The 25,503-nt window shown below is 72.1% G+C and carries 23 protein-coding genes and 1 pseudogene; 14 read left to right on the top strand and 10 right to left on the bottom strand.

Annotation, left to right across the window (positions count from 1 at the left end):
* The first annotated feature begins 93 nt into the window (after window positions 1-93).
* From ACZ6B8_RS10125 to ACZ6B8_RS10145, 5 genes are all read left to right on the top strand, one after another.
* Window positions 94-921, top strand: a complete 828-nt coding sequence (locus ACZ6B8_RS10125; protein ID WP_471090486.1) for an inositol monophosphatase family protein — start codon at window positions 94-96, stop codon at window positions 919-921.
* An 82-nt stretch (window positions 922-1,003) separates the two neighbouring features.
* Window positions 1,004-2,416 carry a phytoene desaturase family protein gene (locus tag ACZ6B8_RS10130; protein WP_471607184.1) on the top strand — a complete coding sequence of 471 codons (1,413 nt, stop codon included), beginning with the start codon at window positions 1,004-1,006 and terminating at the stop codon, window positions 2,414-2,416.
* Window positions 2,413-2,940, top strand: a complete 528-nt coding sequence (locus ACZ6B8_RS10135; RefSeq protein ID WP_471606898.1) for an O-acetyl-ADP-ribose deacetylase — start codon at window positions 2,413-2,415, stop codon at window positions 2,938-2,940. Before ACZ6B8_RS10130 ends, ACZ6B8_RS10135 begins: the two co-directional genes overlap by 4 nt.
* An 88-nt stretch (window positions 2,941-3,028) precedes the next feature.
* Window positions 3,029-4,525 carry an AlkA N-terminal domain-containing protein gene (locus ACZ6B8_RS10140; protein WP_471606899.1) on the top strand — a complete coding sequence of 499 codons (1,497 nt, stop codon included), beginning with the start codon at window positions 3,029-3,031 and terminating at the stop codon, window positions 4,523-4,525.
* Between the two features lie 21 nt (window positions 4,526-4,546).
* Entirely contained in the window at window positions 4,547-5,050 is a 504-nt protein-coding gene (locus ACZ6B8_RS10145; RefSeq protein WP_471090533.1) for a methylated-DNA--[protein]-cysteine S-methyltransferase, read from the top strand.
* Between the two features lie 45 nt (window positions 5,051-5,095).
* Here the strand turns inward: ACZ6B8_RS10145 and ACZ6B8_RS10150 are convergent, their stop codons facing one another.
* Window positions 5,096-5,596 carry an NUDIX domain-containing protein gene (locus tag ACZ6B8_RS10150; RefSeq protein ID WP_471090492.1) on the bottom strand — a complete coding sequence of 167 codons (501 nt, stop codon included), beginning with the start codon at window positions 5,594-5,596 and terminating at the stop codon, window positions 5,096-5,098.
* A 101-nt stretch (window positions 5,597-5,697) separates the two neighbouring features.
* A complete protein-coding gene (locus ACZ6B8_RS10155; RefSeq protein ID WP_471606900.1) occupies window positions 5,698-7,422 on the bottom strand; it encodes a BCCT family transporter in 1,725 nt (574 codons plus the stop codon).
* Between the two features lie 258 nt (window positions 7,423-7,680).
* Between ACZ6B8_RS10155 and ACZ6B8_RS10160 the strand changes: the two genes are divergently transcribed.
* From ACZ6B8_RS10160 to ACZ6B8_RS10170, 3 genes are all read left to right on the top strand, one after another.
* Window positions 7,681-8,802 (top strand): glycerate kinase family protein, encoded by a 1,122-nt coding sequence (locus ACZ6B8_RS10160; RefSeq protein ID WP_471607185.1) that lies wholly within the window; start codon window positions 7,681-7,683, stop codon window positions 8,800-8,802.
* 441 nt (window positions 8,803-9,243) lie between these two features.
* Entirely contained in the window at window positions 9,244-9,864 is a 621-nt protein-coding gene (locus tag ACZ6B8_RS10165; protein ID WP_471606901.1) for a hypothetical protein, read from the top strand.
* On the top strand, window positions 9,861-10,616 hold the full coding sequence (locus ACZ6B8_RS10170; protein ID WP_471090498.1) for a bestrophin-like domain: 756 nt from the start codon (window positions 9,861-9,863) through the stop codon (window positions 10,614-10,616). Before ACZ6B8_RS10165 ends, ACZ6B8_RS10170 begins: the two co-directional genes overlap by 4 nt.
* Window positions 10,617-10,676: 60 nt before the next feature.
* Here the strand turns inward: ACZ6B8_RS10170 and ACZ6B8_RS10175 are convergent, their stop codons facing one another.
* Window positions 10,677-11,933, bottom strand: coding sequence for a PucR family transcriptional regulator (locus tag ACZ6B8_RS10175; protein WP_471606902.1), 1,257 nt, complete (start codon window positions 11,931-11,933; stop codon window positions 10,677-10,679).
* A 352-nt stretch (window positions 11,934-12,285) separates the two neighbouring features.
* On the opposite strand from ACZ6B8_RS10175, the gene ACZ6B8_RS10180 reads away from it, so the two are divergent.
* The 6 genes and pseudogenes from ACZ6B8_RS10180 (at window position 12,286) to ACZ6B8_RS10205 (ending at window position 17,353) form a co-directional block, all read left to right on the top strand.
* Window positions 12,286-13,077 carry an ABC transporter ATP-binding protein gene (locus ACZ6B8_RS10180; RefSeq protein WP_471606903.1) on the top strand — a complete coding sequence of 264 codons (792 nt, stop codon included), beginning with the start codon at window positions 12,286-12,288 and terminating at the stop codon, window positions 13,075-13,077.
* Window positions 13,078-13,181: 104 nt separating this feature from the next.
* Window positions 13,182-13,694, top strand: a pseudogene (locus tag ACZ6B8_RS10185) (ABC transporter ATP-binding protein); the annotation flags it as partial.
* A gap of 117 nt (window positions 13,695-13,811) precedes the next feature.
* The gene (locus ACZ6B8_RS10190) at window positions 13,812-14,084 is read left to right on the top strand and encodes an ABC transporter ATP-binding protein C-terminal domain-containing protein (protein WP_471607186.1); all 273 of its coding nucleotides are present in this window, start codon (window positions 13,812-13,814) and stop codon (window positions 14,082-14,084) included.
* A complete protein-coding gene (locus ACZ6B8_RS10195; RefSeq protein ID WP_471090502.1) occupies window positions 14,081-14,971 on the top strand; it encodes a branched-chain amino acid ABC transporter permease in 891 nt (296 codons plus the stop codon). Before ACZ6B8_RS10190 ends, ACZ6B8_RS10195 begins: the two co-directional genes overlap by 4 nt.
* Before the next feature lie 64 nt (window positions 14,972-15,035).
* Window positions 15,036-16,094: a branched-chain amino acid ABC transporter permease gene (locus tag ACZ6B8_RS10200; RefSeq protein WP_471607187.1), complete on the top strand. Its 1,059-nt coding sequence runs from the start codon at window positions 15,036-15,038 to the stop codon at window positions 16,092-16,094.
* Window positions 16,091-17,353: an ABC transporter substrate-binding protein gene (locus ACZ6B8_RS10205; protein WP_471606904.1), complete on the top strand. Its 1,263-nt coding sequence runs from the start codon at window positions 16,091-16,093 to the stop codon at window positions 17,351-17,353. The genes ACZ6B8_RS10200 and ACZ6B8_RS10205 overlap by 4 nt, the downstream gene beginning before the upstream one ends.
* Window positions 17,354-17,463: 110 nt before the next feature.
* Here ACZ6B8_RS10205 and pssA read toward each other — a convergent pair whose 3' ends face one another.
* The 7 genes from pssA to ccrA form a co-directional block, all read right to left on the bottom strand.
* Window positions 17,464-18,312, bottom strand: a complete 849-nt coding sequence (gene pssA, locus ACZ6B8_RS10210; protein ID WP_471090506.1) for a CDP-diacylglycerol--serine O-phosphatidyltransferase — start codon at window positions 18,310-18,312, stop codon at window positions 17,464-17,466.
* Window positions 18,299-18,955: a phosphatidylserine decarboxylase gene (locus ACZ6B8_RS10215; protein ID WP_471090508.1), complete on the bottom strand. Its 657-nt coding sequence runs from the start codon at window positions 18,953-18,955 to the stop codon at window positions 18,299-18,301. Before ACZ6B8_RS10215 ends, pssA begins: the two co-directional genes overlap by 14 nt.
* 170 nt (window positions 18,956-19,125) lie before the next feature.
* Window positions 19,126-20,331, bottom strand: a complete 1,206-nt coding sequence (locus tag ACZ6B8_RS10220) for an acyl-CoA dehydrogenase family protein (RefSeq protein ID WP_471606905.1) — start codon at window positions 20,329-20,331, stop codon at window positions 19,126-19,128.
* Window positions 20,328-20,870 carry a MaoC family dehydratase gene (locus ACZ6B8_RS10225; protein WP_471090512.1) on the bottom strand — a complete coding sequence of 181 codons (543 nt, stop codon included), beginning with the start codon at window positions 20,868-20,870 and terminating at the stop codon, window positions 20,328-20,330. Before ACZ6B8_RS10225 ends, ACZ6B8_RS10220 begins: the two co-directional genes overlap by 4 nt.
* A gap of 5 nt (window positions 20,871-20,875) precedes the next feature.
* Complete coding sequence (locus ACZ6B8_RS10230; protein ID WP_471090514.1) at window positions 20,876-21,841, bottom strand: HpcH/HpaI aldolase/citrate lyase family protein; 966 nt, start codon at window positions 21,839-21,841, stop codon at window positions 20,876-20,878.
* A complete protein-coding gene (locus ACZ6B8_RS10235) occupies window positions 21,838-23,865 on the bottom strand; it encodes a protein meaA (protein WP_471090515.1) in 2,028 nt (675 codons plus the stop codon). The genes ACZ6B8_RS10230 and ACZ6B8_RS10235 overlap by 4 nt, the downstream gene beginning before the upstream one ends.
* 22 nt (window positions 23,866-23,887) lie before the next feature.
* Window positions 23,888-25,249 (bottom strand): crotonyl-CoA carboxylase/reductase, encoded by a 1,362-nt coding sequence (gene ccrA, locus ACZ6B8_RS10240; protein WP_471090517.1) that lies wholly within the window; start codon window positions 25,247-25,249, stop codon window positions 23,888-23,890.
* Window positions 25,250-25,503: the final 254 nt, after the last annotated feature.

Genomic DNA, 25,503 nt, shown 5'->3' on the forward strand with positions numbered 1-25,503 from the left:
GTAGGGGAGGGTGTACCAGGGGTTCACCTGGGGTTCAGGATCTGTTGGGCGGGGCCGTACGGGATGTCAGTGGAGCGTGCTCTCATGGGGTACATGATCGAAGACTTTCTGACGCACGGCGTACACGACGTGGAAGAGGCACTCCGCAAGGCCGCCGCAGCGGAGGTCACGCCCCGCTTCCGCCAGCTCGCCGAGGGCGACGTCGTCCAGAAGAGCGGGCCGCACGACATGGTGACCGTCGCCGACCGCCGCGCGGAGGAGCAGCTCACCGCCGACCTCGCCGCCCTCCTGCCGGGCTCGGTCGTCGTCGGTGAGGAAGCCGTGCACGCCGACCCGGCCACGTACGAGGCGATACACGGCGACGCCCCGGTCTGGATCGTCGACCCGGTCGACGGCACGCGCCAGTTCGTCAACGGCGACCCCGGCTTCTGCATGCTCGTCGCCCTGGCCGTCCGCGGCGAGGTCCAGGCCTCCTGGACGTACGCCCCGGCGCTCGACGAGCTGGCCGTGGCCGTCCGGGGCCGGGGCGCCTGGCTGAACGGGGAGCGGCTGACCGCCGGATCGCCCGCGCCGGACCGGGACCTCGCCGTGGCCACCTCGCACCCGGACTTCACCACCGAGGAGCAGAAGAGGGCCCTGCTCGGACTCGCGGTGGACGGCGTGCGGCCCCGCCCGTGCGGGTCGGCCGGCCTCGAGTACCTGGCGATAGCCAGGGGGGAGCTGGACGCCGTCGCCTTCTCCTGGGAGCTGGCCTGGGACCACGCCGCGGGCCTGCTGCTCGTCGCCGAGGCCGGCGGCGCCGACCTGACGCTGACAGGAGAGCCGTTCCGCATCGGCGGGAACAACGCCCTGCCGTTCACCGCGGCCCGCGACGCCGCCACGGCCCGGCGCGTCGTCGGCCTCCTCGCCACCGGCGTCTGAGAGGGGCTCGAGGAGGGCGCGGACGGCCCGGCCTATCCTGGCCGCAGAGGCCACCGGCTGACAGAGGAGTCCGAGGGTGCCGATGCTTGATGTCGTCGTCGTGGGGGCGGGGCCGAACGGCCTGACCGCCGCCGTCGAGCTTGCCCGCCGCGGCTTCTCCGTGGCCCTCTTCGAGGCGAAGGGCACCGTGGGCGGCGGGGCGCGCACCCAGGAGCTGACGCTGCCCGGATTCCGGCACGACCCCTGCTCGGCCGCCCACCCGCTGGGCATCAACTCCCCGGCCTTCCGCGACATGCCCCTGGACCGGTACGGACTGGAGTGGCTGCAGCCCGCGCTGCCCATGGCCCACCCCTTCCTCGACGGCAGCGCCGCCGTGCTGTCCCGCTCCGTCGCCGAGACCGCCGCCTCCTTCGGACCGCGCGACGCGGGCGCGTACCGCAGACTGATCCAGCCCTTCCTGCCCAAGTGGGACACCCTGCTGCGGGACTTCATGTCCCTGCCGCTGACCTCCCTGCCGCGCGACCCGGTGACCCTCGCCCGGTTCGGGCTCGTGGGCCTGCCGCCGTCGACCTGGCTGATGCGCCGCTTCCGCGACGACCGGGCCCGCACCCTCTTCGCGGGGCTCGTCGCGCACGTCATCGCGCCCCTCGACGGCATCATCACCAGCGGCGTCGGCATGGTCTTCGCGCTGGCCGCGCACGCCCGCGGCTGGCCCGTCCCGCGCGGCGGCTCGCAGTCCATCTCCGACGCGCTCGCCGCCTACCTGAAGGACCTCGGCGGCAGCGTCCACACGGACTACGAGGTCAAGCGGCTCGACGACCTGCCGCCCGCCCGCGCCTACGTCTTCGACACCTCGCCCACCGCCCTCGCCAAGATCGCCGGGCTCGGCCGCGCCTACGACGGATACCGGTACGGGGCGAGCGCCTTCAAGATCGACTATGCCCTGGACGGGCCCGTCCCGTGGACCGCCGAGGAGGCGCGCCGGGCGGGGACCGTGCAGGTCGCCGCGGACAGCCGGGAGATCGACACCGCGCTGCGCGCCGCCTCGTTCCACGGACGCGCCCCGGAGAAGCCGTTCCTGATCACGGTGCAGCCCAGCGTCGTCGACCCCTCCCGCGCCCCGGCCGGCCGGCACGTCTTCTGGGCGTACGGCCATGTCCCGAACGGCTGGGAGGGCGACCTCACCGACGCCGTCGAGCGGCAGCTGGAGCGCTTCGCCCCCGGCTTCCGCGACCGCGTCCTCGCCCGCGCCACGGCGGGCCCGCCCCAACTGGCCGCGTACAACGCCAACTACGTGGGCGGCGACATCGCCTGCGGCGCGGCGAGCGGCCTGCAACTGCTGCTGCGGCCGAACCTCTCCCCCTTCCCGTACGCCACCCGGCACCCGGCGGTCTTCCTCTGCTCGTCCGCGACACCCCCGGGACCCGGTGTGCACGGCATGTCCGGGCACAATGCCGCGAAGGCCGTGTGGAAGACCCTGAGGAGGACGACGTGAGCGTACCCATCACCCTGGTCCAGGGCGACATCACGGGGCAGCACGCCGACGCCATCGTGAACGCCGCCAACTCCTCGCTGCTGGGCGGCGGCGGCGTCGACGGCGCCATCCACCGGCGCGGCGGCCCCGAGATCCTCGACGACTGCCGCCGCCTGCGCGCCTCCCAGTACGGCAAGGGGTTGCCCACCGGCCGCGCCGTCGCCACCACCGCCGGCCGGCTCGACGCCGGACACGTCATCCACACCGTCGGCCCCGTCTGGTCCGCCGCCGAGGACCGTTCGGAGCTGCTCGCCTCCTGCCACCGCGAGTCGCTGCGCGTCGCCGCCGAGCTGGGCGCCCGTACGGTCGCGTTCCCCGCCATCTCCACGGGCGTCTACCGCTGGCCGCTCGACGACGCGGCGCGCATCGCCGTCCGCACGGTCCGGGACGCGGCCGACCCCGAGCACTTCGACGAGGTGCGGTTCGTGCTCTTCGGCCAGGAGGCGTACGACGCCTTCGCCGCGGCCCTGGCCGAGCAGGAGTGAGCCGGGACGTCTGACCGTCCCGGGCGGCGCGAGGTCGATGTCGGATTCTCGCCAGCCATCGGGCGCGCGAGCAGCGATCCTTGAAGGCATGCACACCGACACAGAGCGCTGTGTACGCGCCGTTCAGTCGAAGGACGCCCGCTTCGACGGCTGGTTCTTCACGGCGGTCGTCACCACCGGGATCTACTGCCGGCCGAGCTGCCCGGTCGTGCCGCCCAAGGCCGAGAACATGACGTTCTATCCGAGCGCCGCCGCCTGTCAGCAGGCCGGCTTCCGGGCCTGCAAGCGGTGCCGCCCGGACAGCAGCCCGGGCTCGCCCGAGTGGAACCAGCGCGCCGACCTCGTGGCCCGCGCCATGCGTCTCATCGCGGACGGCGTCGTCGACCGCGAGGGCGTCCCCGGTCTCGCGCACCGCCTCGGCTACAGCACCCGGCAGGTCGAACGCCAGCTGCTCGCCGAGCTCGGCGCGGGACCGCTCGCCCTCGCCCGCGCCCAGCGCGCCCAGACCGCGCGGCTGCTCATCGAGACGAGCGGGCTGCCGATGGCCGAGATCGCCTTCGCCGCCGGGTTCTCCTCGGTCCGCACCTTCAACGACACCGTGCGCGAGGTGTTCGCGCTGGCCCCGGGGGAGCTGCGGGCCCGTGCGCCGAAGCGGCCCGGGGCCGTGCCGACGGTTGCCACATCATCCGGCGCCGCGGGCGGCGCCCTCTCGCTCCGGCTGCCGTTCCGCGCCCCGCTCAACCCCGACAACCTCTTCGGCCATCTCGTCGCCACCGCGGTGCCCGGCGTCGAGGAGTGGCGCGACGGTGCGTACCGCAGGACCCTGAGCCTCCCCTACGGGCACGGGGTCGTCGCCCTCACCCCGTACCCCGGCCACATCGGCTGCCGGCTCGCCGTGACCGATCTGCGCGACCTCACCATCGCCATCAGCCGCTGCCGCCGCATGCTCGACCTGGACGCCGATCCGGCCGCCGTCGACGCTCAGTTGAGGGCCGACCCGCTGCTCGCGCCGCTCGTCGACAAGGCCCCGGGGCGGCGCGTCCCGCGCACCGTCGACGAGGCGGAGTTCGCCGTACGGGCCGTCCTCGGCCAGCAGGTCTCCACCGCCGCCGCCCGCACCCACGCCGCCCGCCTGGTCACCGCGCACGGCACCCCGGTCGCCGACCCCGAGGGCGGCCTCACCCACCTCTTCCCCGGCCCCGACGCGCTCGCCGCGCTCGACCCCGAGTCCCTCGCCCTGCCCCGCAGCCGCCGCGCCACCCTGACCACACTCGTGCGCGAACTCGCCGGTGGCGGGCTCGGGCTCGGCGTGGAGAGCGACTGGGACGAGGCCCGCGCCCGGCTCAGCGCACTCCCCGGCTTCGGGCCCTGGACGGTCGAGGTCATCGCGATGCGGGCGCTCGGCGACCCCGACGCCTTCCTCCCCACCGACCTCGGCATCCGCCGCGCCGCACAGGAGCTCGGCCTGCCGCACACCCCGGCCGCCCTCACCGCGCGCGCCGCCGCCTGGCGGCCCTGGCGGGCATACGCGGTCCAGTACCTGTGGGCCACCGACGACCACCCGATCAACCACCTCCCCGCGTAAGGGACAGCGAGACCCATGCCCATGGAACGCCTGCACACCCGCATCGACAGCCCCTACGGGACGCTCACGCTCGTCGCGACCGACGGCGTGCTCAGCGGTCTCTACATGACCGAGCAGCGCCACCGCCCGCCCGAGGAGACCTTCGGCGCCCCCGACCCGGCCCCGTTCCACGAGGTGACCCGCCAGCTGGCGGCCTACTTCGCGGGGGAGCTCACGGAGTTCGACGTGCCGCTGCGGCTCGACGGCACCCCGTTCCAGCGCACGGTCTGGAGCGCGCTCCAGGACATCCCCTACGGCGAGACCCGTACGTACGGTGAGCTCGCGGAGATGCTCGGCCGCCCCACCGCCTCCCGCGCGGTCGGCCTCGCCAACGGCAAGAACCCGATCGGCGTCATCGTGCCCTGCCACCGCGTCATCGGCGCGGGCGGCAGCCTGACGGGGTACGGCGGCGGCCTCGACCGCAAGCAGCGGCTGCTGGCCTTCGAGGGCGCGACGGCCGGGACCGGCGCGGACGTCCTCTTCTGACGGGTACTGAGGGGTACTGACGGGTTCTGACGGCCGGGCGCCGGGTCAGCCCACCCGGTGCCCGTCCTCCAGCTCCACCGGTCCGCCGCCCCGCGCCAGTACGTCGAGCCCGGCGGCGACCCGGCGCCCCAACTCGTCGGGCAGGTACTCCGCGACGTCCGCGGGGGCGACCAGGCGCCAGGAGAGCAGCTCCTCCTCCTGCAGCCTGATCGACTTCAACTGGTCGTCGTCGAGCACCCCGCCGTCGTACAGATACGCCACCAGCGGCGGCCGCGGCCGCACGGGCCCCGGCGGCACCCAGTCCACCGCGAGCAGCGGCCCGAGCCCGACGTCGAGCCCGATCTCCTCCAGCGTCTCCCGCCGCGCACCCTGCCGCGGCGTCTCCCCGGTGTCCGACTCGACGGTCCCACCGGGCAGCGCCCAGCCCTCACGGTAGTTGGGCTCGACGAGCAGCACCCGCCCCTCCGCATCACGGAAGAGCGCGGCGGCCCCGACGAGGACGCGGGGGAGCCCCGCGATGTACGTGGCGTAGTCCTGGAGGGTCACGCGGGGAAGGATATCCGGGCGCCCCGACACCTCACCGCCCCGCCCGATCCCCGTACCGCCCGAGACCGTCCCTTCCACCGGTGTCCGTACCGCTCAATAGCTCAATCCCCGTCCTTGCTGCGCGACTTGACGATGCGGCGGAGTCGGTGGTGCCGGCCCGGGGTCTGTTCCGTGATCGCGTCGCCGACCATCGTGCGGACCGCGTCCCGGAGCCCGTGCAGGGCGTGGCCGCGCGCGGGGCCCGCGCCGGGGTCCTCGCGCAACTCCTTCAGGAGCGCCCAGCACAGCGCCAGCATGACCACCACGAACGGCAGCGCCACCAGGATCGTCGCGCTCTGCAGGGAGTTCAGGCCGCCCGCGACCAGGAGCACCGCGGCCACCGCCGCCATCAGGACGCCCCAGGTGACGACCAGCCAGGTCGGCGGGTGCAGCGAGCCGCGGCTGCTGAGCGAACCCATCACCAGCGAAGCGGAGTCGGCGCTGGTGACGAAGTACGTCATGACGAGGATCATCGCGACCCAGGACGTGAGGGTGCCGAGCGGCAGCGCGTCCAGCATCGCGAAGAGCGAGGCCTCCGCGCCCTCCTCCACCTTCGCCGCCATGTCGACCCGACCGGTCGCGTCGAGCCGGATGCCGGTGCCGCCCATCACGCAGAACCACACGACGGTGGCGCCGCTCGGCACCAGCAGCACCCCGATCAGGAACTGGCGGATCGTCCGGCCGTGCGAGATGCGGGCGATGAACGTGCCGACGAACGGCGCCCAGGACAGCCACCACGCCCAGTAGAAGATCGTCCAGGCGCCGAGCCACCCGCTGTCGGTGAACGCGCCCGTCCGCGAGGCCATCGGCAGCAGCTGGTGCAGATAGCCCCCGACGCTCGCGGGGATCGCGTCGAGGACGTACACGGTCGGGCCGAGGACGAAGACGAAGAGCATCAGGCAGGCGGCCAGCATGATGTTGAGGGTGCTGAGCCACTTCACGCCCTTGTGCACCCCGGAGAAGGCCGAGACCACGAACGCGGCGCCGAGCGAGACGATGATGATCAGCTGGAGGGTGGTCGAGTCCTCGACGCCGGTGGTGAGGTTGAGCCCCGTGGCGACCTGGAGGGCGCCCACGCCGAGGCTGGTGGCGGTGCCGAAGACGGTCGCGAAGACCGCGAGCAGGTCGATCAGCCGGCCGGGCCACCCCGCCGCCCGCCGGGCGCCGATGAGCGGCACGAAGACCGAGCTGAGGCGGTTGCCGCGGCCCTTGCGGAAACCCGCGTAGGCGAGCGCGAGACCCGCGATGCCGTAGATCGCCCACGGGGTCAGCGTCCAGTGGAAGAACGAGTACTCCAGAGCGGTGCGGGCCGCTCCGCCCGTGCGGGGCGCGGCGCTCGAGGAGGGCGGCGGGTTCAGATAGTGGGTGAGCGGCTCCCCGACGCCGTAGAACATCAGGCCGATGCCCATGCCCGCGCTGAACATCATCGCGATCCACGCGAGGTTGGTGAACTCCGGCCGCGCGTCGTCCGTGCCGAGCCGGATCGCGCCGAACCGGCTCAGCGCGAGGACCACGCACAGGACCAGGAAGACGTCCGCGGCGATCACGAAGAGCCAGGCGAAGTTGGACAGCACCCAGCCGAGCGCGGAGTCCGACGCGTGGTCGAAGGACTTCTTGCCGAGCGCGGCCCAGGCGACCACCGCGAGGACGGCGGCCACGCCGATGCCGACGACGACGTAGTCGGGGGTGCCGTCCGGAGGTGATCCTTCCGCCGGACCCCGGCCGGGCGGCGGCGGGTCCGGCGGACCGTCGTCGGGGAGGGGCTGATCGATCATTTCCGTGCTCATGGCGCACCACTATGGAGCGATATGAGGGGATTTCTCGCCGGGGCGCGCCGTCTCGCGGCGTGGCCGGCCATGGGCAGCGGGCCCCGTCTGCGGTTATGGTCGCAGCGGCGCGACTGCCTTGACGCGAGCAAGGCCCGAAAGCAAGGGGAATCCAAGGTGGCGGACGCTGCAGGGACGGCGGGACACGAGCGACGGACGCAGGCGCACGCGCCGGCGCCCGCTCAGGACGAGCGGGCGGGGCGCGGACCGGCGCAGCGCGTGCTCATCGCCGCGGACAAGTTCAAGGGCTCGCTCACGGCCGTGCAGGTCGCCGAGCGGGTGACGGCGGGCCTGCGCCGTGTCGCCCCCGACGTGGCGGTCGAGGCGCTGCCGGTCGCCGACGGCGGCGACGGCACGGTCGCGGCGGCCGTCGCGGGCGGCTTCGAGCGCCGCGAGGTGCGGGTCACCGGGCCGCTCGGCGACCAGGTGACGGCGGCGTACGCGCTGAAGGACGGCACCGCCGTCGTGGAGATGGCCGAGGCGTCGGGCCTCCAGCTGCTCCCGGAGGGCGTCTTCGCGCCGCTCACCTCCACCACGTACGGCTCCGGGGAGCTGCTGCGCGCCGCGCTCGACGCGGGCGCCCGCACCATCGTCTTCGGCGTCGGCGGCAGCGCCACGACCGACGGCGGCGCGGGCATGCTCGCCGCGCTCGGCGCGCGCTTCCTGGACGCGGACGGCGACCCCGTGGCGCCCGGCGGCGGCCCGCTCAAGGGGCTGGCCACGGCCGACCTGTCGGGGCTCGACCCGCGCCTGAAGGACGTCGAGATCGTCCTCGCCAGCGACGTCGACAACCCGCTGACCGGGCCGAAGGGCGCGCCGGCCGTGTACGGGCCGCAGAAGGGCGCCGCACCGGAGGACGTCGCCGCGCTGGACGCCGCGCTCGCCCACTTCGCCACGGTCCTGGAGAAGGCCATCGGCCCCAAGGCCGCCGAGTACGCGCAGTCGCCGGGCGCCGGCGCGGCGGGCGGCATCGGGTACGGCGCGCTCGTCGGCCTCGGCGCGGGCTTCCGGCCCGGCATCGACGTCATGCTCGACGTGCTCGGCTTCGCGCCCGCCCTGGAGCGGGCCACCCTCGTCATCACCGGCGAGGGCTCGCTCGACGAGCAGACCCTGCACGGCAAGGCCCCCGCCGGGGTGGCCGCCGCCGCGCGGGCCGCCGGGATCGAGGTCGTCGCGGTCTGCGGCCGTCTCGCGCTCGCCCCGGAGGTCCTCGGCAGGGCGGGCATCCGCCGCGCGTACGCCCTGACCGACGTCGAGCCGGACGTGGCGCGGTGCATCGCCGAGGCGGGCCCGATCCTGGAGACGGTGGCGGAGGGCATCGCCCGGGACTTCCTGGTCTGAGGGTTTCCCCGGCCGGGATGCGTCTCGGCCGGGGCCCGTCTTGGCCGGGATGCGCCGTGGCCGGGGTCGTACCGGCCGGGGCTCGGCTGGCCGAGGCTCCTCTTCACCTTCGCCGGGGTTCGTCCCGGCTGTCGGCCGCTCTCGGCCGGGGCTCGCTTCGGCCGACGGTTCGGCTTGGCCGGGGTTCGTCCCGGGTCAGGGTTCGTCACGGCCGGGCTCGCCCCGGTTGCGGCCTGCTCTCGCCGGGGTCCGCCTCGCCCCGGCACTTCGGGGTTTCTTGCCCTCGCATCCCGGGGCCGGGGGACGGCTCTCGCTTCCCGCCCCCCCGGCGTGCGGGCCACGTCCGCGGGCCCTTCCGTCCGGGGCCGTCGGCCGGCGCACGCGCCCCCGTGTCGTACCGGGGACGTGATCGTTTCTTCAGTACGTGAAGAGGACTCGATCTTGACCGGGTGGGTGCAGCTCGGGGGCGGTATCGGCATCGTCGCGACCCTCTGCCCGGTGGGCGCGCTGTCCGTCGACGCGCGGGTCGAGGCGCTCGGCGTGGTCCTGGCGGAGCGGCTGGAGATCTGCCGTCCGGATCTGCCGCCCGCCGAGGACGACGGCGCGCCGCGGCCGGCGCCCGCACCGACCCGTACCCCCGGCGCGCAGCCGGCCCCCACGCCCACCCCCACGCCCACCCCCACACCGGCCTCCGGAGCGCCCCGCCCGGCCGCTCCTCCCGCACCCCCACCCGCTCGGGCCCCCACCCCCACCACGCCTCCCGCCGAGCCACCGGCGCGGGCCGCGCCACGCGTGCGGGAGCTCGTCGTTCCCGTACGCCTGGAGACCGCACCGCGCCGCGCGCGGTCGCGGCCCGCCCCGCCGCCCCCGCCGTCCTTCGGGCCGCCCGGCTACCACCCGGCCGGGGAGCGCGAGCGGGTGGGCGGGCGCTCGATGGTCACCACGACGATGGTCGTCACCACCCCCGCGGTCCTCGCCGCCGCACTGCTGCGCCCACGCTCGCGCTCCGCCGCGTCCGGCGCCCGATCCCGCCCCAACCCGCCCTCCGGAGGCCCCTCGTGACGGAATGGTTCGTACTCGGTCTGGCCATGGTGCTGGCCTGCGCGGTCGTGCTGACCGTGACCGTGCTCAGACACCGCCGGGTCCCGGACGACGACGACACCAGCCAGACGCCCGACGTCCTCGAATACATGGTGATGATGGTCGGCGTCGTCTACGCGATCGTCCTCGGTCTCGCCATCGCCGGCGTGTGGGAGGCCCGCGGCGCCGCCCAGGACGGCACCCGCGACGAGGCCCAGGCCCTGCACGAGATCACCCGGCGCGTCCAGGTCTACCCGGCGGACGTGCGCGAACGCGTCCAGCAGGACGTGCGCCGGTACGGGGAGCACGTGACCAGTGTCGAGTGGCCGCGCATGATCGAGGACCACGAACTCACCCACCGTGGGGGCCAACTCCTCGACACCCTGCGCCGGGACATCGCCGAGCGCCCGCCCGCGAACGACCTGGAGGCGCAGACCTACCAGCCGCTCCTCGACCAGGTCGCCGCCGCCGACGAGGCGCGCCGGGCCCGCGCGGACAACGCCGAGGAGACCCTCCCCGGAGTGGTCTGGTTCGGTCTGGTCAGCGGGGCGCTCGTCACGGTCGGCCTGATCTTCACGCTGCAGATCAGACGCTCCGCGCGGGAGATGCTGCTGGCGGGCACCTTCAGTGCCCTGATCGCCTTCCTGCTCTTCCTCGTCTGGAACTTCGACGCGCCCTTCGGCCGGTCGACGGCCGAGTCGGCGAGCGCCTTCCAGGACCTGATCAGCACCTGAACCGCCGCACCGGGCCAGCCCCTGCACACCGGGCCGCCCCTTCGCACCGGGCCAGCCCCTTCACACCGGGCGGGCCCGGTGCGAGAGCCGGTGCGCCTCCACCGCGAGCGCCACCTCCACCAGATCCCGCGGCCGCGCGAGCGAGCGGGAGGTCAACTGCTCCAGCCGGCGCAGCCGGTTGAAGACCGTGTTGCGGTGGCAGTACAGCCGCCCGGCCGCACGCCCCGCCGACCCCTCGCAGGCCAGCCAGGCGTCCAGCGTCTCCAACAGCACGGCACGGTCCGCCGGTTCGAGTGCGAGCACCTCGCCGAGCACGTCCGTCACCAGCCGCTCCGCGAGCTCCGGCTGGCTCACCACCAGGGCCGTCGGCATCCGCCGGTCAAGGCGTACGATGCCGGTCGCGTCCGGCGGGCAGGTGCGCAGCGCGAGCTCCGCGAGCCGCCGGGCGTGCCCCAGCTCGGCGAGGCCGCCCACCACGGGGCTGATCCCGCCGGGGCCGGGACAGTGGCCCTCGAGGAGCCGCGCCAGCCCGTCGAGACCGCCGCCCGCCCCCGCGTCCCCCTCGACGCCCTGTCCCGCCGGGGCGAGCGCGACCACGCCGACCTCGCAGTCCGTCCGCATCCGCCAGACGAAGCGGTACCCGGCCCGCTGGATCTGCCGGTGGAAGGCCTCGCGCCCGTCACGCCGCTCGACCCGGAGCACCACCACCGCGTACGGCCCGTGCTCGGGCAGGTCGAGACCGGCCGCCGCGCGCGCCGCGAGCCCCGGCGCCGACCTGCCCTCGAGCAGCGCGTCGAGCAGCGCCTGCAACTGTTCGTCGGTGCGCCGCCGCAGTTCCAGCTCGGTCGCGCGGTAGGCGTCGGAGGCCACCGCGGCCTGGGCGTCCACCGCCGACCACACCATCGTCGCCGACCGCATCAGGACGGCCAGTTTCTCGGGCTCCCGGCCCGCCGCGCCCTCCAGTAGCGCATCCCACACGAGATAGCCGGCGTTGCGGTACGAGTGCACCAACAGGTCGAGGGGCAGGCCCTGTTGGGCGCGGCGGCGGCCCGCCTCCTCCGCGTACTCCAGGTCGCGGCGCGGCGACGCCCGCGGCGCCGAGATCGCCTCGATGCCGATTCGCATGGCCTCCTCGGCCTCCCCCCACTGCACGTCGTGCGGCAGCACCCGCCCGTACACCGACGAGTGCTCGCCGAGCTGGCGCAGATGTTCGTCGACCAGCTCGGGCAGCCGGGGGAGCAGTGCCGTGCACGCTTCCCTGAGGAGCTTCCAGTCGTGTCCGTTCCGCGGCCTGCGTCCGCCGGTGGGACCGGTCATCGTTGCCTCCGTCGCCGCGCTCCGGGACGTCTCGGGGACGTCGAGAGGGTGTTGCCGGCCTGCCGTCGACGACGGCGTCAGATCAGCGCTGGTGCGGAGAATGCCATCGGTCGGCCCGCTCCGGCAGGCCCCTGACACGCGGTGTTGTGCGGGTGCACAACCGCGGGCCGCCCCCGCTGGTCTCCCGCAGCGTTTCACCCGCGGCCCGTGGACGGGCCGCCCCGCGCGGTGCTGGGGTGAGCGCCACGCGACGGCGAAGGGCCGTGCGGGACAAGGGGGTCGGCACGTGGGCGGGTCCACAGGGAAGCGCGCGGACCGGGCCGGACCCGGCCGGCGCGGCGGAAGGCTCGTCGTGCGCGACGTGTCGGTCGGATACGGACCCGTACGGGCCCTGCGCCGGGTCTCGCTCGACCTGCCCGACGGCGCCGTCGTGGCCGTGCTCGGCGGCAACGGCGCGGGCAAGTCGACGCTGCTGCGCGCCATCTCACGCACCCTCGGCTTCCACGGCGGAGCCCTCACGTCCGGCGACATCCACTTCGGCGGGCGGCGCACCGACGGGCTCGCGCCGGACCGCGTGGTGGCCGCCGGGATCTCACAAGTGCCCGAGGGCAGGCGGGTGTTCGCCCGGATGACCGTCACCGACAACCTGCGGGCCGGCGCGCTCGGCGGCACCGGCCCACGCGCGGTCAAGGCGGCGGCCCTGCGCCGCGTCCACGACCTGTTCCCCGTCCTCGCCGAGCGCGGCACGCAGCGCGCCGGGCTGCTCTCCGGCGGGGAGCAGCAGATGCTCGCGGTGGGCCGGGCCCTGATGGCCTCCCCGCGCCTGCTCCTGCTCGACGAACCCTCCCTCGGACTCGCGCCGTTGACGGCCGCGCGCATCGCCGACACCATCCGTGAGATCAACGCGCAGGGCACCTCGGTGCTCCTCGTCGAGCAGAACGCCGCCCTGGCGCTGCGGCTCGCCTCCACCGCGTACGTCCTCGACGTCGGCGAGGTCGCCCTCGCGGGGCCCGCGGACGAGCTCGCCGCCTCCGACGAGGTGCGCCGCCGCTACCTGGGCGTGGTCGACGAGGACGCGGCGGCCGACGCCTCCCGCGGCCCCGGCGCGCTGCCAGTGCTCTCGCGATGGGAGGCCACGCCGTGACGGGGCCGGAACCTGCCGAAGTGACCGGTGCGCCGCCCTCGGAGGTGCCGTCCCGGAACGTGCCGCCCTCGGGTGTGCCGTCCCGGAACGTGCCGCCCCTGGAGGTGCGCGAGCTGACCGTCCGCTTCGCCGGACTCACCGCCCTCGACGCCGTCAGCTTCACCGTCCGCCCCGGCACCGTGCACGCGGTCATCGGGCCGAACGGCGCGGGCAAGTCGACCTGCTTCAACGTCCTGTCCGGCGTCTACCGCGCCACCAGCGGCAGCGTCCGCTTCGGCGCCCACGAGCTCACCGGAATGCGACCGCACCGCATCGCGGGCCTGGGCGTCGCCCGGATCTTCCAGAACCTCGCCCTGCCGCCGCGCGCCACCGTCGCCGACAGCCTGCTGCTCGGCCGCCACCGGCTGACCCGCACCGGATTCGTGGCCGCCGGACTGCGACTGCCCTCGGCCGCCCGCGAGGAGCGCCGCCACCGTGAACGCGTGCGTGAGATCGCCGCGTTCGTCGGCCTGCAACGTCAACTCGGCCTTCCCGCGGGCTCCTTGCCGTACGGGCAGCAGAAGCTCGCCGAGCTGGCCCGCGCCCTGTGCATGGAGCCGCGGCTGCTGCTCCTCGACGAGCCCGTCGCCGGCATGACCGCCGACGAACGGCGCCGCACCGCGGCCGTCATCGCGGGCGTCCGCGACAGCCTCGGCATCTCGATCGTCCTGGTGGAACACGACATGGGGGTGGTGATGCGGCTCGCGGACGCGGTGACCGTACTCGACTTCGGACGCCGGATCGCCGACGGCGCCCCGGGCGACGTACAGAACGACCCGGCGGTCGTCCGCGCCTACCTCGGCGGGAGCGGCGGCGCGAGCGAGGGCGACGGTACGGGGGAGGGCGACGGCACGGCGGAGGGCGACCGTGCGGGCCACGGTGACGGTACGGGGGAGAGTGACCGCGCCGGTGACGGTGACCGCACCGCCGAAGGCGACCGTACCGGCGACGGGGAGCCCCGCTCATGACCACCTTCGCCGAACTCCTGCTCAACGGAGTCTCGTTGGGATCCGTCTACGCCCTCATCGCCCTGGGCTTCGTCGTCATCTTCCGCGCGACCGAGGTGGTGAACTTCGCGCACGCCTCCCTGCTCCTCGCCGGCGGCTACATCACCGCCTCGCTCCACGACGACCTCGGCTTCTGGCCGGCGCTGCTCGTCGGCATCGCGGGGGCGGCCGTGGTCGGCGCCGCCATCGAGTTCCTCGTCATGCGCCGGTACCGGGGGAGCGACCACAGCGTGCTGGCCATCGTCACCATCGGCGTCGACATCCTGCTCACCACCGAGCTCACCCGCCGCCTCGGCACGGACGTGCTGCCGCTCGGCGACCCCTGGGGCGACGGCGTGCTGACCCTCGGACCGGTCTCCGTGGCCCACACCCGCATCGCCGCGCTCGTCGCCGCCGCCCTGCTCATCACCGTCTTCCTGCTCGTCTTCCGCCACACCTCGTGGGGCGTGGCCATGCGGGCCGCCGCCGAGAGCCCCGAGACGGCCGCGCTCATGGGCGTGCGACTCGGCAGGGTCTCCCTCGGCGCGTGGGCGGTGGCGGGTGCGCTCGCCGCCGTCGCCGCGCTCTTCCTCACGGTCTTCCCCACGCCGGGCCTGGAACGGACGACCTCGCTGGCCGCGCTCAAGGCGTTCCCGGCGGCGATACTCGGCGGCCTCGACTCGACGACCGGCGCCCTGGTGGGCGGACTCGTGGTGGGCGTGACGGAGTCCCTCGCCACCGGCTACCAGAGCGACCTGACCTTCCTGGGCCGGGGCCTCGGCGACCTCGCGCCCTATCTCGTCATGACCGCGATCCTGCTGATCCGGCCCGCCGGGCTCTTCGGCACGAAGGAGCTCGCCCGTGTCTGAGACCAGTACCAGCACCGCTACCGGCACTCATACCCGTACCCGTACCCGCACTCGCGACAGGCGCCTGCGCAGCCCCCGCCCGTACCTCTGGGCGGCCGGTGCGGTCCTGCTGCTCGCCCTGCCGTTCTACCTCGACCGCTTCTGGCTCCAGGCCGGCCTCTTCGCGATGGCCGCCGCCATCGGCGCGATCGGCATCAACCTGCTCACCGGCGCGACCGGCCAGCTCTCCATGGGGCACGCCTTCTTCCTCGCCATCGGGGCGTACGGCTACTGCGCGCTCGCCGGAGACGGCGGCGACGGCCTCACCGGGCTCTCGCTGCCCACCGGGCTCGCCGCGGCTCTGGCGGTGGCCCTCGCCGGGCTCGCGGGCGGGCTCTTCAGTCCCATCGCGGGCCGGCTGCACGGCGCCTACCTCGGCATCGCCACGCTCGCCCTGATCTTCATCGGCCAGCACGTGCTCTTCAACGCGCACGACCTCACGGGCGGCTCCAACGGGCGCGACGTGCCGCCCCTGGACCTCTTCGGCCTCACCTTCGACGAGCGCGAGGCGGTGATCGCCGCCGTGCCGTTCGGCTCCGCCGAGAAGCTCTGGTACGCGGGCCTCGTGCTGCTCCTCGGCTGCGCTCTCTTCGCCCGCGGCGTGCTGCGCGGCCGCCCGGGGCGCGCCCTGAACGCCATCCGCGACCACCGGGTGGCCGCCGGCGTGATGGGTGTGCCGGTGGCCCGCTACCGCGCCGGGGTCTTCGTCCTGTCGTCGATGTACGCGGGCCTCGCCGGCGTGCTGCTCGCCCTGGTCTTCCAGCGCACCGTGCCCGACTACTTCGGCATGACGCTCTCCTTGGAGTACCTCGCGATGATCGTCATCGGGGGCCTCGGGTCGGTCGCCGGGGCGGTGGCGGGCGCCGCCCTCGTCTCCCTGCTGCCGCAGCTGCTCGGCCGGTACAGCGAGGCCCTGCCGCTCGTCTCGGCGCCCGGCACCGGCGGGGTCTCACCGGGCGAGGCGTCCCGGTATCTGTACGGCGCCGCCGTCGTGGCGGTGGTGCTCTTCCTGCCCGGCGGCCTGGCGAGGATCGCCGACCGGCGCAGCAGGCCACGTCCAGGCACTCCAGGGGAGGAAGCATGAACACACTGACCAGGGCCACGGCGGCCACCACCGCCCTCGCCGCGCTGCTCGCGCTGACCGCGTGCAGTTCGAAGGCGAAGGACGACGACGGCGGGGGAGAGGGCGCGGGAGGGGTGAGGACCGGCACCGGTGTGACGGCCAAGAGCATCGACCTCGGCGTGCTCACCGACATGACCGGCGTCTACGCCACCCTCGGCAAGAGCGTCACCCAGGCCCAGCAGCTCTACGTCGACCAGGTCAACGCCGACGGCGGCATCTGCGGCCGCAAGCTGAAGCTCACCGTCCGCGACCACGGCTACGACCCGCAGAAGGCCGTCGCCGCCTACACGGAGCTGGAGCCGAAGGTGCTCGGCTTCGCCCAGTTCATCGGCTCCCCGTTCGTCGCCGCGGTGAAGCAGCGCGTGGACGGCAACAAGGGCCTGGTCCTGCCGCAGGCCTGGTCGTCGAACCTGCTGGGCAGCCGGTACGTGCGCGTGATCGGCTCCACGTACGACCTGGAGACGATCAATGCCATCGACTTTCTCATGAAGGAGAAGGGCCTTGAGAAGGGCGACAAGATCGGCCACGTCTACTTCGAGGGCGACTACGGAGAGAGCGCCCTCAAGGGCTCGCAGCACATGGCCGCAGAGGCGGGGCTCACCGTCGTCGAACAGAAGATCAAGCCGACGGACAACGACATGACCGCGCAGGTCTCCGCCCTGAAGAAGGCGGGCGTCAAGGCCGTCGTGATCAGCGCGGGCCCGCGCCAGGCGGCCTCCCTGGTCGGCGTCGCGGCGGCCGGCCGCTTCGACGTCCCGGTGATCGGCAACAACTCCGCGTTCGCCCCGCAGCTCCTCGCCACCCAGTCGGGCCCGGCCCTGACGAAGAACTACTACGTGGCCTCGCCCACGCTGCCCATCGGCGCGGACACGGACGCCGCGAAGAAGCTCGTCGCCGACTACCGCAAGGCCCACCCCGACGACACCCTGGACAACGGCGTCGTGGCGGGCTGGACGGCGGCGTCCGTCTTCGGCGAGGCCCTGAAGAAGGCGTGTGACGCGAAGGACCTCACCCGCGACGGCGTGGACAAGGCGCTCCTGACGATCGACGACTTCGACGCGGGCTTCGGCGTACCCCAGGACTTCACCGACCCGAAGGCCCCCTCGTCGAAGGAGAGCGTCATCCTCCAGCCGGACAAGAAGGCGACGGGCGGCATGAAGGTGGTCCGCCGACCGGCAGCGGCGGACGCGGCGCGAAATTACAGCCCGTCCGGCGCTTGAGGACGAGCCCGAAGGGCGACAGAGGGTACGCGAAGGGGGGCCTGAACCATTTCCGGTTCAGGCCCCCCTTGCACAGCGCTCGAGCGCCGCAGGCAATCGCGCCGCTACGGCTACTGCGTGGCCCGCGCCTCGCGCCGGTTGTCGCGGAAGTTGTTCACCCTCCGGGCCGTGGCGAAGAGGGGGATCACCGCACCGAGGACGAGCTGCAGCGCGCAGCCGGTCTGGAGCAGCAGCTGGCCGCCCGGCGCCTCGAACGCCCAGGCCGCGAGCAGCCCCATCGCCGCGACGATCCAGGAGAGCATGGCCACCGCGAGGGGGCCCCGCGGCTTCGGGTACTCGACGCGGCTGACCATGAGCCAGGCCGTGCCGATGATCGCGAGGAGCGTCGCCACGAAGGGCAGCTCCAGAAGCACGATCGAGACGACCGTCAGCGCTCCGAAGGGCGACGGCATGCCCTGGAAGGTGCCGTCCTTCACGGTCACGCAACTGAACCGCGCAAGCCGCAGCACCACCGCCAGCAGCACGACGATCGCGCCGACCGCCGCCACCCGCTGGTGGGCGTCGTCGGCGACCATGCCGTAGACGAGGACGAAGTACGCCGGCGCCAGACCGAAGCTGATCAGGTCCGACAGGTTGTCCAGCTCCGCGCCCATCGGCGAGGACCGCAGCTTGCGGGCCACGAGTCCGTCGAAGAGGTCGAAGACGGCCGCGCAGAGCATCAGGATCACGGCGGTCGCGGCGGAGTGCCGCGCCATGCCGCTCTCGTTGCTGCCCTGGAGGTGCGGGATGAGGATGCCCGTGGTGGTGAAGTACACCGCCATGAAGCCGCACGTGGCGTTGCCGAGCGTGAGGGTGTCCGCTATCGAGAGGCGCAGTGAGAGAGGCATCTCCTCGTCGGCCTCGTCCTCCGCGGCCTCGGGCACCCAGCCCGCCTGTGTCTCTGGATCAACCACGGTCAATGCGAGTCACCCCAGCCACGGTCTTCTGACCGACCTCGACGTCCACCTCGACACCCTCGGGGAGGTAGATGTCGACGCGCGAGCCGAAACGGATCAGGCCGATCCGCTCGCCCTGCTCCACCTTCGTGCCCTGCGGCACGTACGGCACGATGCGCCGCGCTACCGCGCCCGCGATCTGGATCATCTCGATGTCGCCGAGCTCGGTGTCGAAGTGCCAGACAACGCGCTCGTTGTTCTCGCTCTCCTTGTTGAACGCCGGGACGAACCCGCCGGGGATGTGCTCCACGGACGTCACGGTGCCGGCCAGGGGCGCGCGGTTGACGTGGACGTTCAACGGGCTCATGAAGATGGCGACGCGGGTACGCCCGTCCTTCCACGGCATGATGCTCTGCACCACGCCGTCGGCGGGGGAGATGACCCGGCCCTGAGCGATCTCGCGCTCGGGGTCGCGGAAGAACCACAGCATGCCCGCCGCCAGAGCGGTGGCAGGCACGGCGACGGTGGCGGCGGCCTTGGAGCGGCGCGCGCGAGCGAGGCTGAGTGCCGCGGTTGCGACGGTCGGCAGGAGCCACGGCGATGCTCCGCGAGCAAGGCGTCCCTGAAGAATGCCGTCGCGTGGTGCAGAGGTTTGGCTGTGGGGCATGGATGACCTTCGTAGCGGATGATGCCGCGCAGTGAACGGGGGACGGCGGCTTTTTCCGGATGCTATCGGTTGCGAGCCACAACTGGGCAAGCCAGGAAGCTGAGTCGGCGGCCGAAGAGTGTTGACAGGGTGTGATCTTCTTCTCGGTGAAAGTGCCCCAAACCGGGCATCTAGCCCTGGAATCGATACTCTTCGAGTAGCCGTCGGCCAATGATCATTTTCTGGATCTCGGCGGTACCTTCACCGATCAGCAGCATCGGGGCCTCTCGGTAGAGGCGCTCGATCTCGTACTCCTTCGAGAAGCCGTAACCGCCGTGAATCCGGAACGCATCCTCCACTACTTCCTTGCAGTACTCGGAGGCGAGGTACTTCGCCATCCCTGCTTCGAGGTCGTTTCGTTCCCCGGAGTCCTTTTTGCGTGCTGCATTGACCATCATCGCATGGGCGGCCTCGACCTTGGTAGCCATCTCGGCCAGCTTGAACTGAATCGCCTGATGCTGGGCGATGGCCTTGCCGAAAGTGTGGCGTTGCTGGGCATATGAGACACCGAGCTCAAATGCACGCTGCGCGACGCCGCAGCCACGCGCCGCGACATTGACGCGACCGACTTCGACTCCGTCCATCATTTGGTAAAAACCTCGGCCGGTGGTCCCGCCGAGCACGCGATTGGCCGGAATTCGCAGTCCGTCCATGATGAGTTCGGTCGTGTCGACGCCCTTGTAACCCATCTTGTCGATCTTGCCGGGGATGGTGAGTCCGGGGCGGACCTCGCCGAAGCCGGGCTCCTTCTCCACGAGGAAGGTCGTCATCGACTTGTGCGGCGCCGTGCCGTCGGGGTGTCCTTCGTCACTCCGGCACAGAACGGCCACCAGAGTCGACGTCCCGCCGTTGGTCAGCCACATCTTCTGACCGTTGAGGACGTACTCGTCGCCGTCCTTGACGCCCTTGGACGTGATGGCCGACACGTCGGAGCCGAGCCCCGGCTCCGACATCGAGAACGCGCCCCGCACCTCGCCGGCCGCCATCCGCGGCAGGAAGGTCTCCTTCTGCTCCTGCGTGCCGTGCTGCTTGAGCATGTAGGCGACGATGAAGTGGGTGTTGATGATGCCGGAGACCGACATCCAGCCACGCGCGATCTCCTCGACGCACAGCGCGTACGTGAGCAGCGACTCGCCCAGGCCCCCGTACTCCTCGGGGATCATGAGCCCGAAGAGGCCCAGTTCCTTGAGGCCGTCGACGATCTGCTGGGGGTACTCGTCGCGGTGCTCCAGGCCGGTCGCGACCGGGATGATCTCCTTGTCGACGAAGTCCCGGACGGTGGACAGGATCTCCTGCTGGACGTCGGTGAGACCGGCGGTCTGCGCGAGTCGGCTCATGACTGCTTCTCCTGCGTCTGCTGGGTCTTCTTCGGGACGTCCCGCGGCTCGGGCCGGCCGGGCTGCTCGCCGCCGCGCTCCTTGATGTACGTCTCGGTGGGCACCATCACCTTGCGGCGGAACACGCAGACCAGCGTGCCGTCCTGCTTGTAGCCCCTGGTCTCCACGTACACGATCCCGCGGTCCGACTTGGACTTCGACGGGGTCTTGTCGAGGACCGTGGTCTCGCCGTAGATCGTGTCGCCGTGGAAGGTCGGCGCGACGTGCTTGAGCGACTCGATCTCCAGGTTGGCGATCGCCTTGCCGGAGACGTCCGGCACGGACATGCCGAGCAGCAGCGAGTAGATGTAGTTGCCCACGACGACGTTCTTCCCGAAGTCCGTCGTCTTCTCCGCATAGTTGGTGTCCATGTGGAGGGGGTGGTGGTTCATGGTGAGCAGACAGAAGAGGTGGTCGTCGTACTCGGTGACCGTCTTCCCGGGCCAGTGCTTGTACACGGCGCCGACTTCGAACTCTTCGTAGGTGCGGCCGAACTGCATGTGTCTTACGCCTCCGGGGCCTCGAACTTGGACGTGCGGGTCATCCCTGCCGCACGGCCCTTCCCGGAGATGACCAGCGCCATCTTCCGGCTGGCCTCGTCGATCATCTCGTCGCCGAGCATCGCCGAGCCCTTCTTGCCGCCCGCCTCGGACGTGTAGTACTCGTACGCGTCCAGGATCAGTTCGGCGTGGTCGAAGTCCTCCTGGGAGGGCGAGAAGACCTCGTTGGCCGCCTCGACCTGGCCCGGGTGCAGGACCCACTTGCCGTCGAAGCCGAGCGCGGCGGCGCGGTTCGCGACCTCGCGGTAGCCGTCGACGTTCTTGATCTGGAGGTAGGGGCCGTCGATCGCCTGGAGGTTGTTGGCGCGGGCGGCCATCAGGATCTTCATCAGGATGAAGTGGTAGGCGTCGGCCGGGTAGCCGGGCGGCTGCTCGCCGACGACCAGGGACTTCATGTTGATGGAGGCCATGAAGTCGGCCGGGCCGAAGATGATGGTCTCCACGCGCGGGGAGGCCTCGGCGATCGCGTTGACGTTGTTCAGGCCCTGCGCGTTCTCGATCTGCGCCTCGATGCCGATCTTGCCGACCTCGAAGCCCATCGTCTTCTCGATCTGCGTCAGCAGGTAGTCGAGGGCGACGACCTGCTCGGCGCTCTGCACCTTCGGCAGCATGATGCAGTCGAGGTTGTGGCCCGCGCCCTCGACGACCGTGACGACGTCGCGGTAGGTCCACTCGGTGGTCCAGTCGTTGACGCGCACGACCCGCGTCTTGCCCGTCCAGTCGCCCTCGTTGAGGAACTTGACGATGGTGTGCCTGGCCTCCGGCTTGGCCAGCGGCGCGCAGGCGTCCTCCAGGTCGAGGAAGACCTGGTCGGCCGGGAGGCCCTGGGCCTTCTCCAGGAAGCGGGGGTTCGAACCCGGTACCGCGAGGCAGGAGCGGCGCGGACGCAGACGGTTCACGGGCTGGGTCATGCGGGGACCTCCAGTGGGTCGAGCTTGTTCGCTTTCCGGATCTCGTCGACGATACGGCCGATGATCTCGGTGATGCCGAAGTCCTTGGGGGTGAAGACGGCGGCCACACCCGCCGCCTTCAGGTCCGCGGCGTCGCTGTTGGGGATGATGCCCCCGGCGATGACGGGGATGTCGGGGGCGCCGGCCTCGCGCAGCCGCTCCAGTACGTCCGGCACGAGCTGTGCGTGCGAGCCGGAGAGGATCGACAGGCCCACCGCGTGCACGTCCTCCGCGAGCGCCGCGTCGACGATCTGCTCGGGCGTGAGGCGGATGCCCTGGTAGACCACTTCGAAGCCGGCGTCCCTGGCGCGCACGGCGATCTGCTCGGCGCCGTTGGAGTGCCCGTCGAGGCCGGGCTTGCCGACCAGGAAGCGGAGCCGGCCGCCGCCGAGGTCCTCGGCGGTGCGCGCGACCTTCTCGCGGACGAGGGCGAGCGGCGAGCCCTCCTCCGCCGCGACGGCCACCGGAGCGCTGGAGACGCCCGTGGGCGCCCGGAACTCCCCGAAGACCTCCCGCAGGGCCCCGGCCCACTCCCCGGTCGTCACACCGGCGCGTGCGCACTCCAGGGTGGCCTCCATGAGGTTGCCCGTCCCGGCGGCCACCTCCTTGAGGCGTTGCAGGGCCTTGCAGGGGCGCGGGTGGTTGAACGGCGGCTGGTAGCGGGTGTCGCGCCAGCCCTTGATGGCCTGCACGGTGCGGGCCTCGCCGGCCGGGTCGACCGTCATGATCGCCGCGTCCAGGTCCGCGGTGAGCGGGCTCGGCTCGGTGGACTCGTACGAGTTCACGCCGACGATCTTCTCCTCGCCGGACTCGATGCGCGCCCGGCGCTCGGCGTGCGAGGAGACGAGCTGCGACTTGAGGTAGCCGGACTCGACGGCGGCCATCGCGCCGCCCATCTCCTCGATCCGCTCCATCTCGGCCAGGGACTCCTTGACGAGCTCCTCGACCTTGGCCTCGACGACGTGCGAGCCCGCGAAGATGTCCTCGTACTCCAGCAGGTCGCTTTCGTGCGCGAGGACCTGCTGGATGCGCAGCGACCACTGCTGGTCCCAGGGCCGGGGCAGGCCCAGCGCCTCGTTCCAGGCCGGCAGCTGCACGGCACGCGCGCGTGCGTCCTTGGAGAGGGTGACGGCCAGCATCTCCAGAACGATGCGCTGGACGTTGTTCTCCGGCTGGGCCTCGGTCAGGCCCAGGGAGTTGACCTGCACGCCGTAGCGGAACCGGCGGTGTTTCGGGTTCTCGATGCCGTACCGCTCGCGCGTGACCTGATCCCAGATCCGCCCGAACGCCCGCATCTTGCACATCTCCTCGATGAAGCGGACACCCGCGTTCACAAAGAAGGAGATACGGGCCACGACGTCCCCGAACTTCTCCTCGGGAACCTGCCCCGAGTCGCGTACGGCATCGAGAACCGCGATGGCGGTGGACATCGCGTACGCGATCTCCTGGACCGGTGTGGCCCCCGCCTCCTGGAGGTGGTAGCTGCAGATGTTGATGGGGTTCCACTTGGGGATGTGGGCCACCGTGTACGTGATCATGTCGGTGGTCAGCCGCAGCGAGGGACCCGGCGGGAAGACGTGCGTCCCGCGCGAGAGGTACTCCTTGACGATGTCGTTCTGCGTCGTCCCCTGGAGCTTGGTGATGTCCGCACCCTGCTCCTCCGCGACCACCTGGTAGAGCGCCAGGAGCCACATGGCGGTGGCGTTGATCGTCATCGAGGTGTTCATCTGCTCCAGGGGGATGTCCTGGAACAGCCGTCGCATGTCGCCGAGGTGCGAGACCGGCACGCCGACCCGGCCGACCTCGCCGCGGGCGAGGATGTGGTCGGGGTCGTAGCCGGTCTGCGTGGGCAGGTCGAAGGCGACCGAGAGCCCGGTCTGCCCCTTGGCGAGGTTGCGCCGGTACAGCTCGTTGGACGCCTCCGCCGTGGAATGACCGGCGTACGTCCGCATGAGCCACGGCCGGTCCTTCTGGCGCTCTGTCATGTTCCGCTGCTCCTCGTTGCGATCAGACGTTGCGGAAGCGGTTGATGGCGTCGATGTGCTGGGCCCGCTTCTCGGGGTCGCGCACGCCGAGGCCCTCCTCGGGGGCCAGCGCGAGGACGCCGACCTTGCCCTGGTGGAGGTTGCGGTGGACGTCGTAGGCGGCCTGGCCGGTGTCCTCCAGGCGGTACGTCCTGGAGAGCGTCGGGTGGATCTTGCCCTTGGCGATCAGGCGGTTGGCCTCCCACGCCTCGCGGTAGTTGGCGAAGTGCGAGCCGATGATGCGCTTGAGGGACATCCACAGGTAGCGGTTGTCGTACTCGTGCATGTAGCCCGAGGTCGAGGCGCAGGTGGTGATGGTGCCGCCCTTGCGGGTGACGTAGACCGAGGCGCCGAAGGTCTCGCGGCCGGGGTGCTCGAAGACGATGTCGATGTCCTCGCCGCCGGTGAGCTCGCGGATGCGCTTGCCGAAGCGCTTCCACTCCTTGGGATCCTGGGTCCGCTCGTCCTTCCAGAACTTGTACCCCTCGGCGTTCCGGTCGATGATCGCGTCGGCGCCCATCGCACGGCAGATCTCCGCCTTCTGCGGGCTGCTCACCACACAGATGGGGTTGGCGCCGCCGGCCAGCGCGAACTGCGTGGCGTAGCTGCCGAGTCCGCCGCTCGCGCCCCAGATCAGCACGTTGTCGCCCTGCTTCATGCCGGCGCCGTTGCGGGACACCAGCTGGCGGTACGCGGTGGAGTTGACCAGGCCGGGGGACGCGGCCTCCTCCCAGCTCAGGTGGCCCGGCTTGGGCATGAGCTGGTTGGACTTGACGAGCGCGATCTCGGCGAGGCCGCCGAAGTTGGTCTCGAAGCCCCAGATGCGCTGCTCGGGGTCGAGCATCGTGTCGTTGTGGCCGTCGGACGACTCCAGCTCGACGCTGAGGCAGTGCGCGACGACCTCGTCACCGGGGTTCCAGGCGTTCACGCCGGGGCCGGTGCGCAGCACGACGCCCGCCAGGTCGGAGCCGATGATGTGGTGCGGCAGGTCGTGGCGCTTGGTGAGCTCGCTGAGCCTGCCGTAGCGCTCCAGGAAGCTGAACGTGGACACGGGCTCGAAGATCGAGGTCCACACGGAGTTGTAGTTGACCGAGGAGGCCATGACGGCCACCAGGGCCTCGCCCGGGCCGAGTTCGGGGATCGGCACGTCGTCCAGGTGGAGCGACTTGCGCGGGTCCTTGTCGCGGGTTTCGAGCCCCGCGAACATCTCCGTCTCGTCCTTGTGCACGGTGATGGCGCGGTACGAGTCGGGCAGGGGGAGTGCGGCGAAGTCGGCCGACGTGACCGCGGCGGTGCCGTTCGCGGTGCGGGTCTGCGCCTGAATCGCGTCCAGGATTTCCTTCACGGTTTTGCCTCCGGCGAAGAAGCGTCTGAGGGAACGCTCTTGAGGGTTGCGTCGGGTGCTGAAGTTGCGGTGGAGGTGTGCCGTCGGTTCGGCGGAGGGTGGTGCTCGGCAACGCCTTGGTGGGGCGTGGGAGGTGCCTGTGACGCAGGCGTCCGGGCGCACAAGCCGTGGCTTGAGGGGACAGCCGGCGTACGGGAGTTCGCTGTACGCCGGCCGCCCGGACACCCTCAACGTATGGCACCGCGTGCCAACGG

It is taken from the genome of Streptomyces sp. NPDC041122, from assembly GCF_055592445.1.

What these genes read in the sequence shown, in the direction of transcription:
- ACZ6B8_RS10190 (WP_471607186.1), top strand. Translation starts at nt 13,812, where the DNA reads ATGCGGCTCGCGGACGCGGTGACCGTACTCGACTTCGGACGCCGGATC.
- ACZ6B8_RS10215 (WP_471090508.1), bottom strand. Translation starts at nt 18,955, where the DNA reads ATGCCCCACAGCCAAACCTCTGCACCACGCGACGGCATTCTTCAGGGA.
- ACZ6B8_RS10195 (WP_471090502.1), top strand. Translation starts at nt 14,081, where the DNA reads ATGACCACCTTCGCCGAACTCCTGCTCAACGGAGTCTCGTTGGGATCC.
- ACZ6B8_RS10155 (WP_471606900.1), bottom strand. Translation starts at nt 7,422, where the DNA reads ATGAGCACGGAAATGATCGATCAGCCCCTCCCCGACGACGGTCCGCCG.
- ACZ6B8_RS10225 (WP_471090512.1), bottom strand. Translation starts at nt 20,870, where the DNA reads ATGCAGTTCGGCCGCACCTACGAAGAGTTCGAAGTCGGCGCCGTGTAC.
- ACZ6B8_RS10125 (WP_471090486.1), top strand. Translation starts at nt 94, where the DNA reads ATGATCGAAGACTTTCTGACGCACGGCGTACACGACGTGGAAGAGGCA.
- ACZ6B8_RS10175 (WP_471606902.1), bottom strand. Translation starts at nt 11,933, where the DNA reads ATGACCGGTCCCACCGGCGGACGCAGGCCGCGGAACGGACACGACTGG.
- ACZ6B8_RS10220 (WP_471606905.1), bottom strand. Translation starts at nt 20,331, where the DNA reads ATGAGCCGACTCGCGCAGACCGCCGGTCTCACCGACGTCCAGCAGGAG.
- ACZ6B8_RS10130 (WP_471607184.1), top strand. Translation starts at nt 1,004, where the DNA reads ATGCTTGATGTCGTCGTCGTGGGGGCGGGGCCGAACGGCCTGACCGCC.
- ACZ6B8_RS10140 (WP_471606899.1), top strand. Translation starts at nt 3,029, where the DNA reads ATGCACACCGACACAGAGCGCTGTGTACGCGCCGTTCAGTCGAAGGAC.
- ACZ6B8_RS10145 (WP_471090533.1), top strand. Translation starts at nt 4,547, where the DNA reads ATGGAACGCCTGCACACCCGCATCGACAGCCCCTACGGGACGCTCACG.
- ACZ6B8_RS10205 (WP_471606904.1), top strand. Translation starts at nt 16,091, where the DNA reads ATGAACACACTGACCAGGGCCACGGCGGCCACCACCGCCCTCGCCGCG.
- ACZ6B8_RS10230 (WP_471090514.1), bottom strand. Translation starts at nt 21,841, where the DNA reads ATGACCCAGCCCGTGAACCGTCTGCGTCCGCGCCGCTCCTGCCTCGCG.
- ACZ6B8_RS10235 (WP_471090515.1), bottom strand. Translation starts at nt 23,865, where the DNA reads ATGACAGAGCGCCAGAAGGACCGGCCGTGGCTCATGCGGACGTACGCC.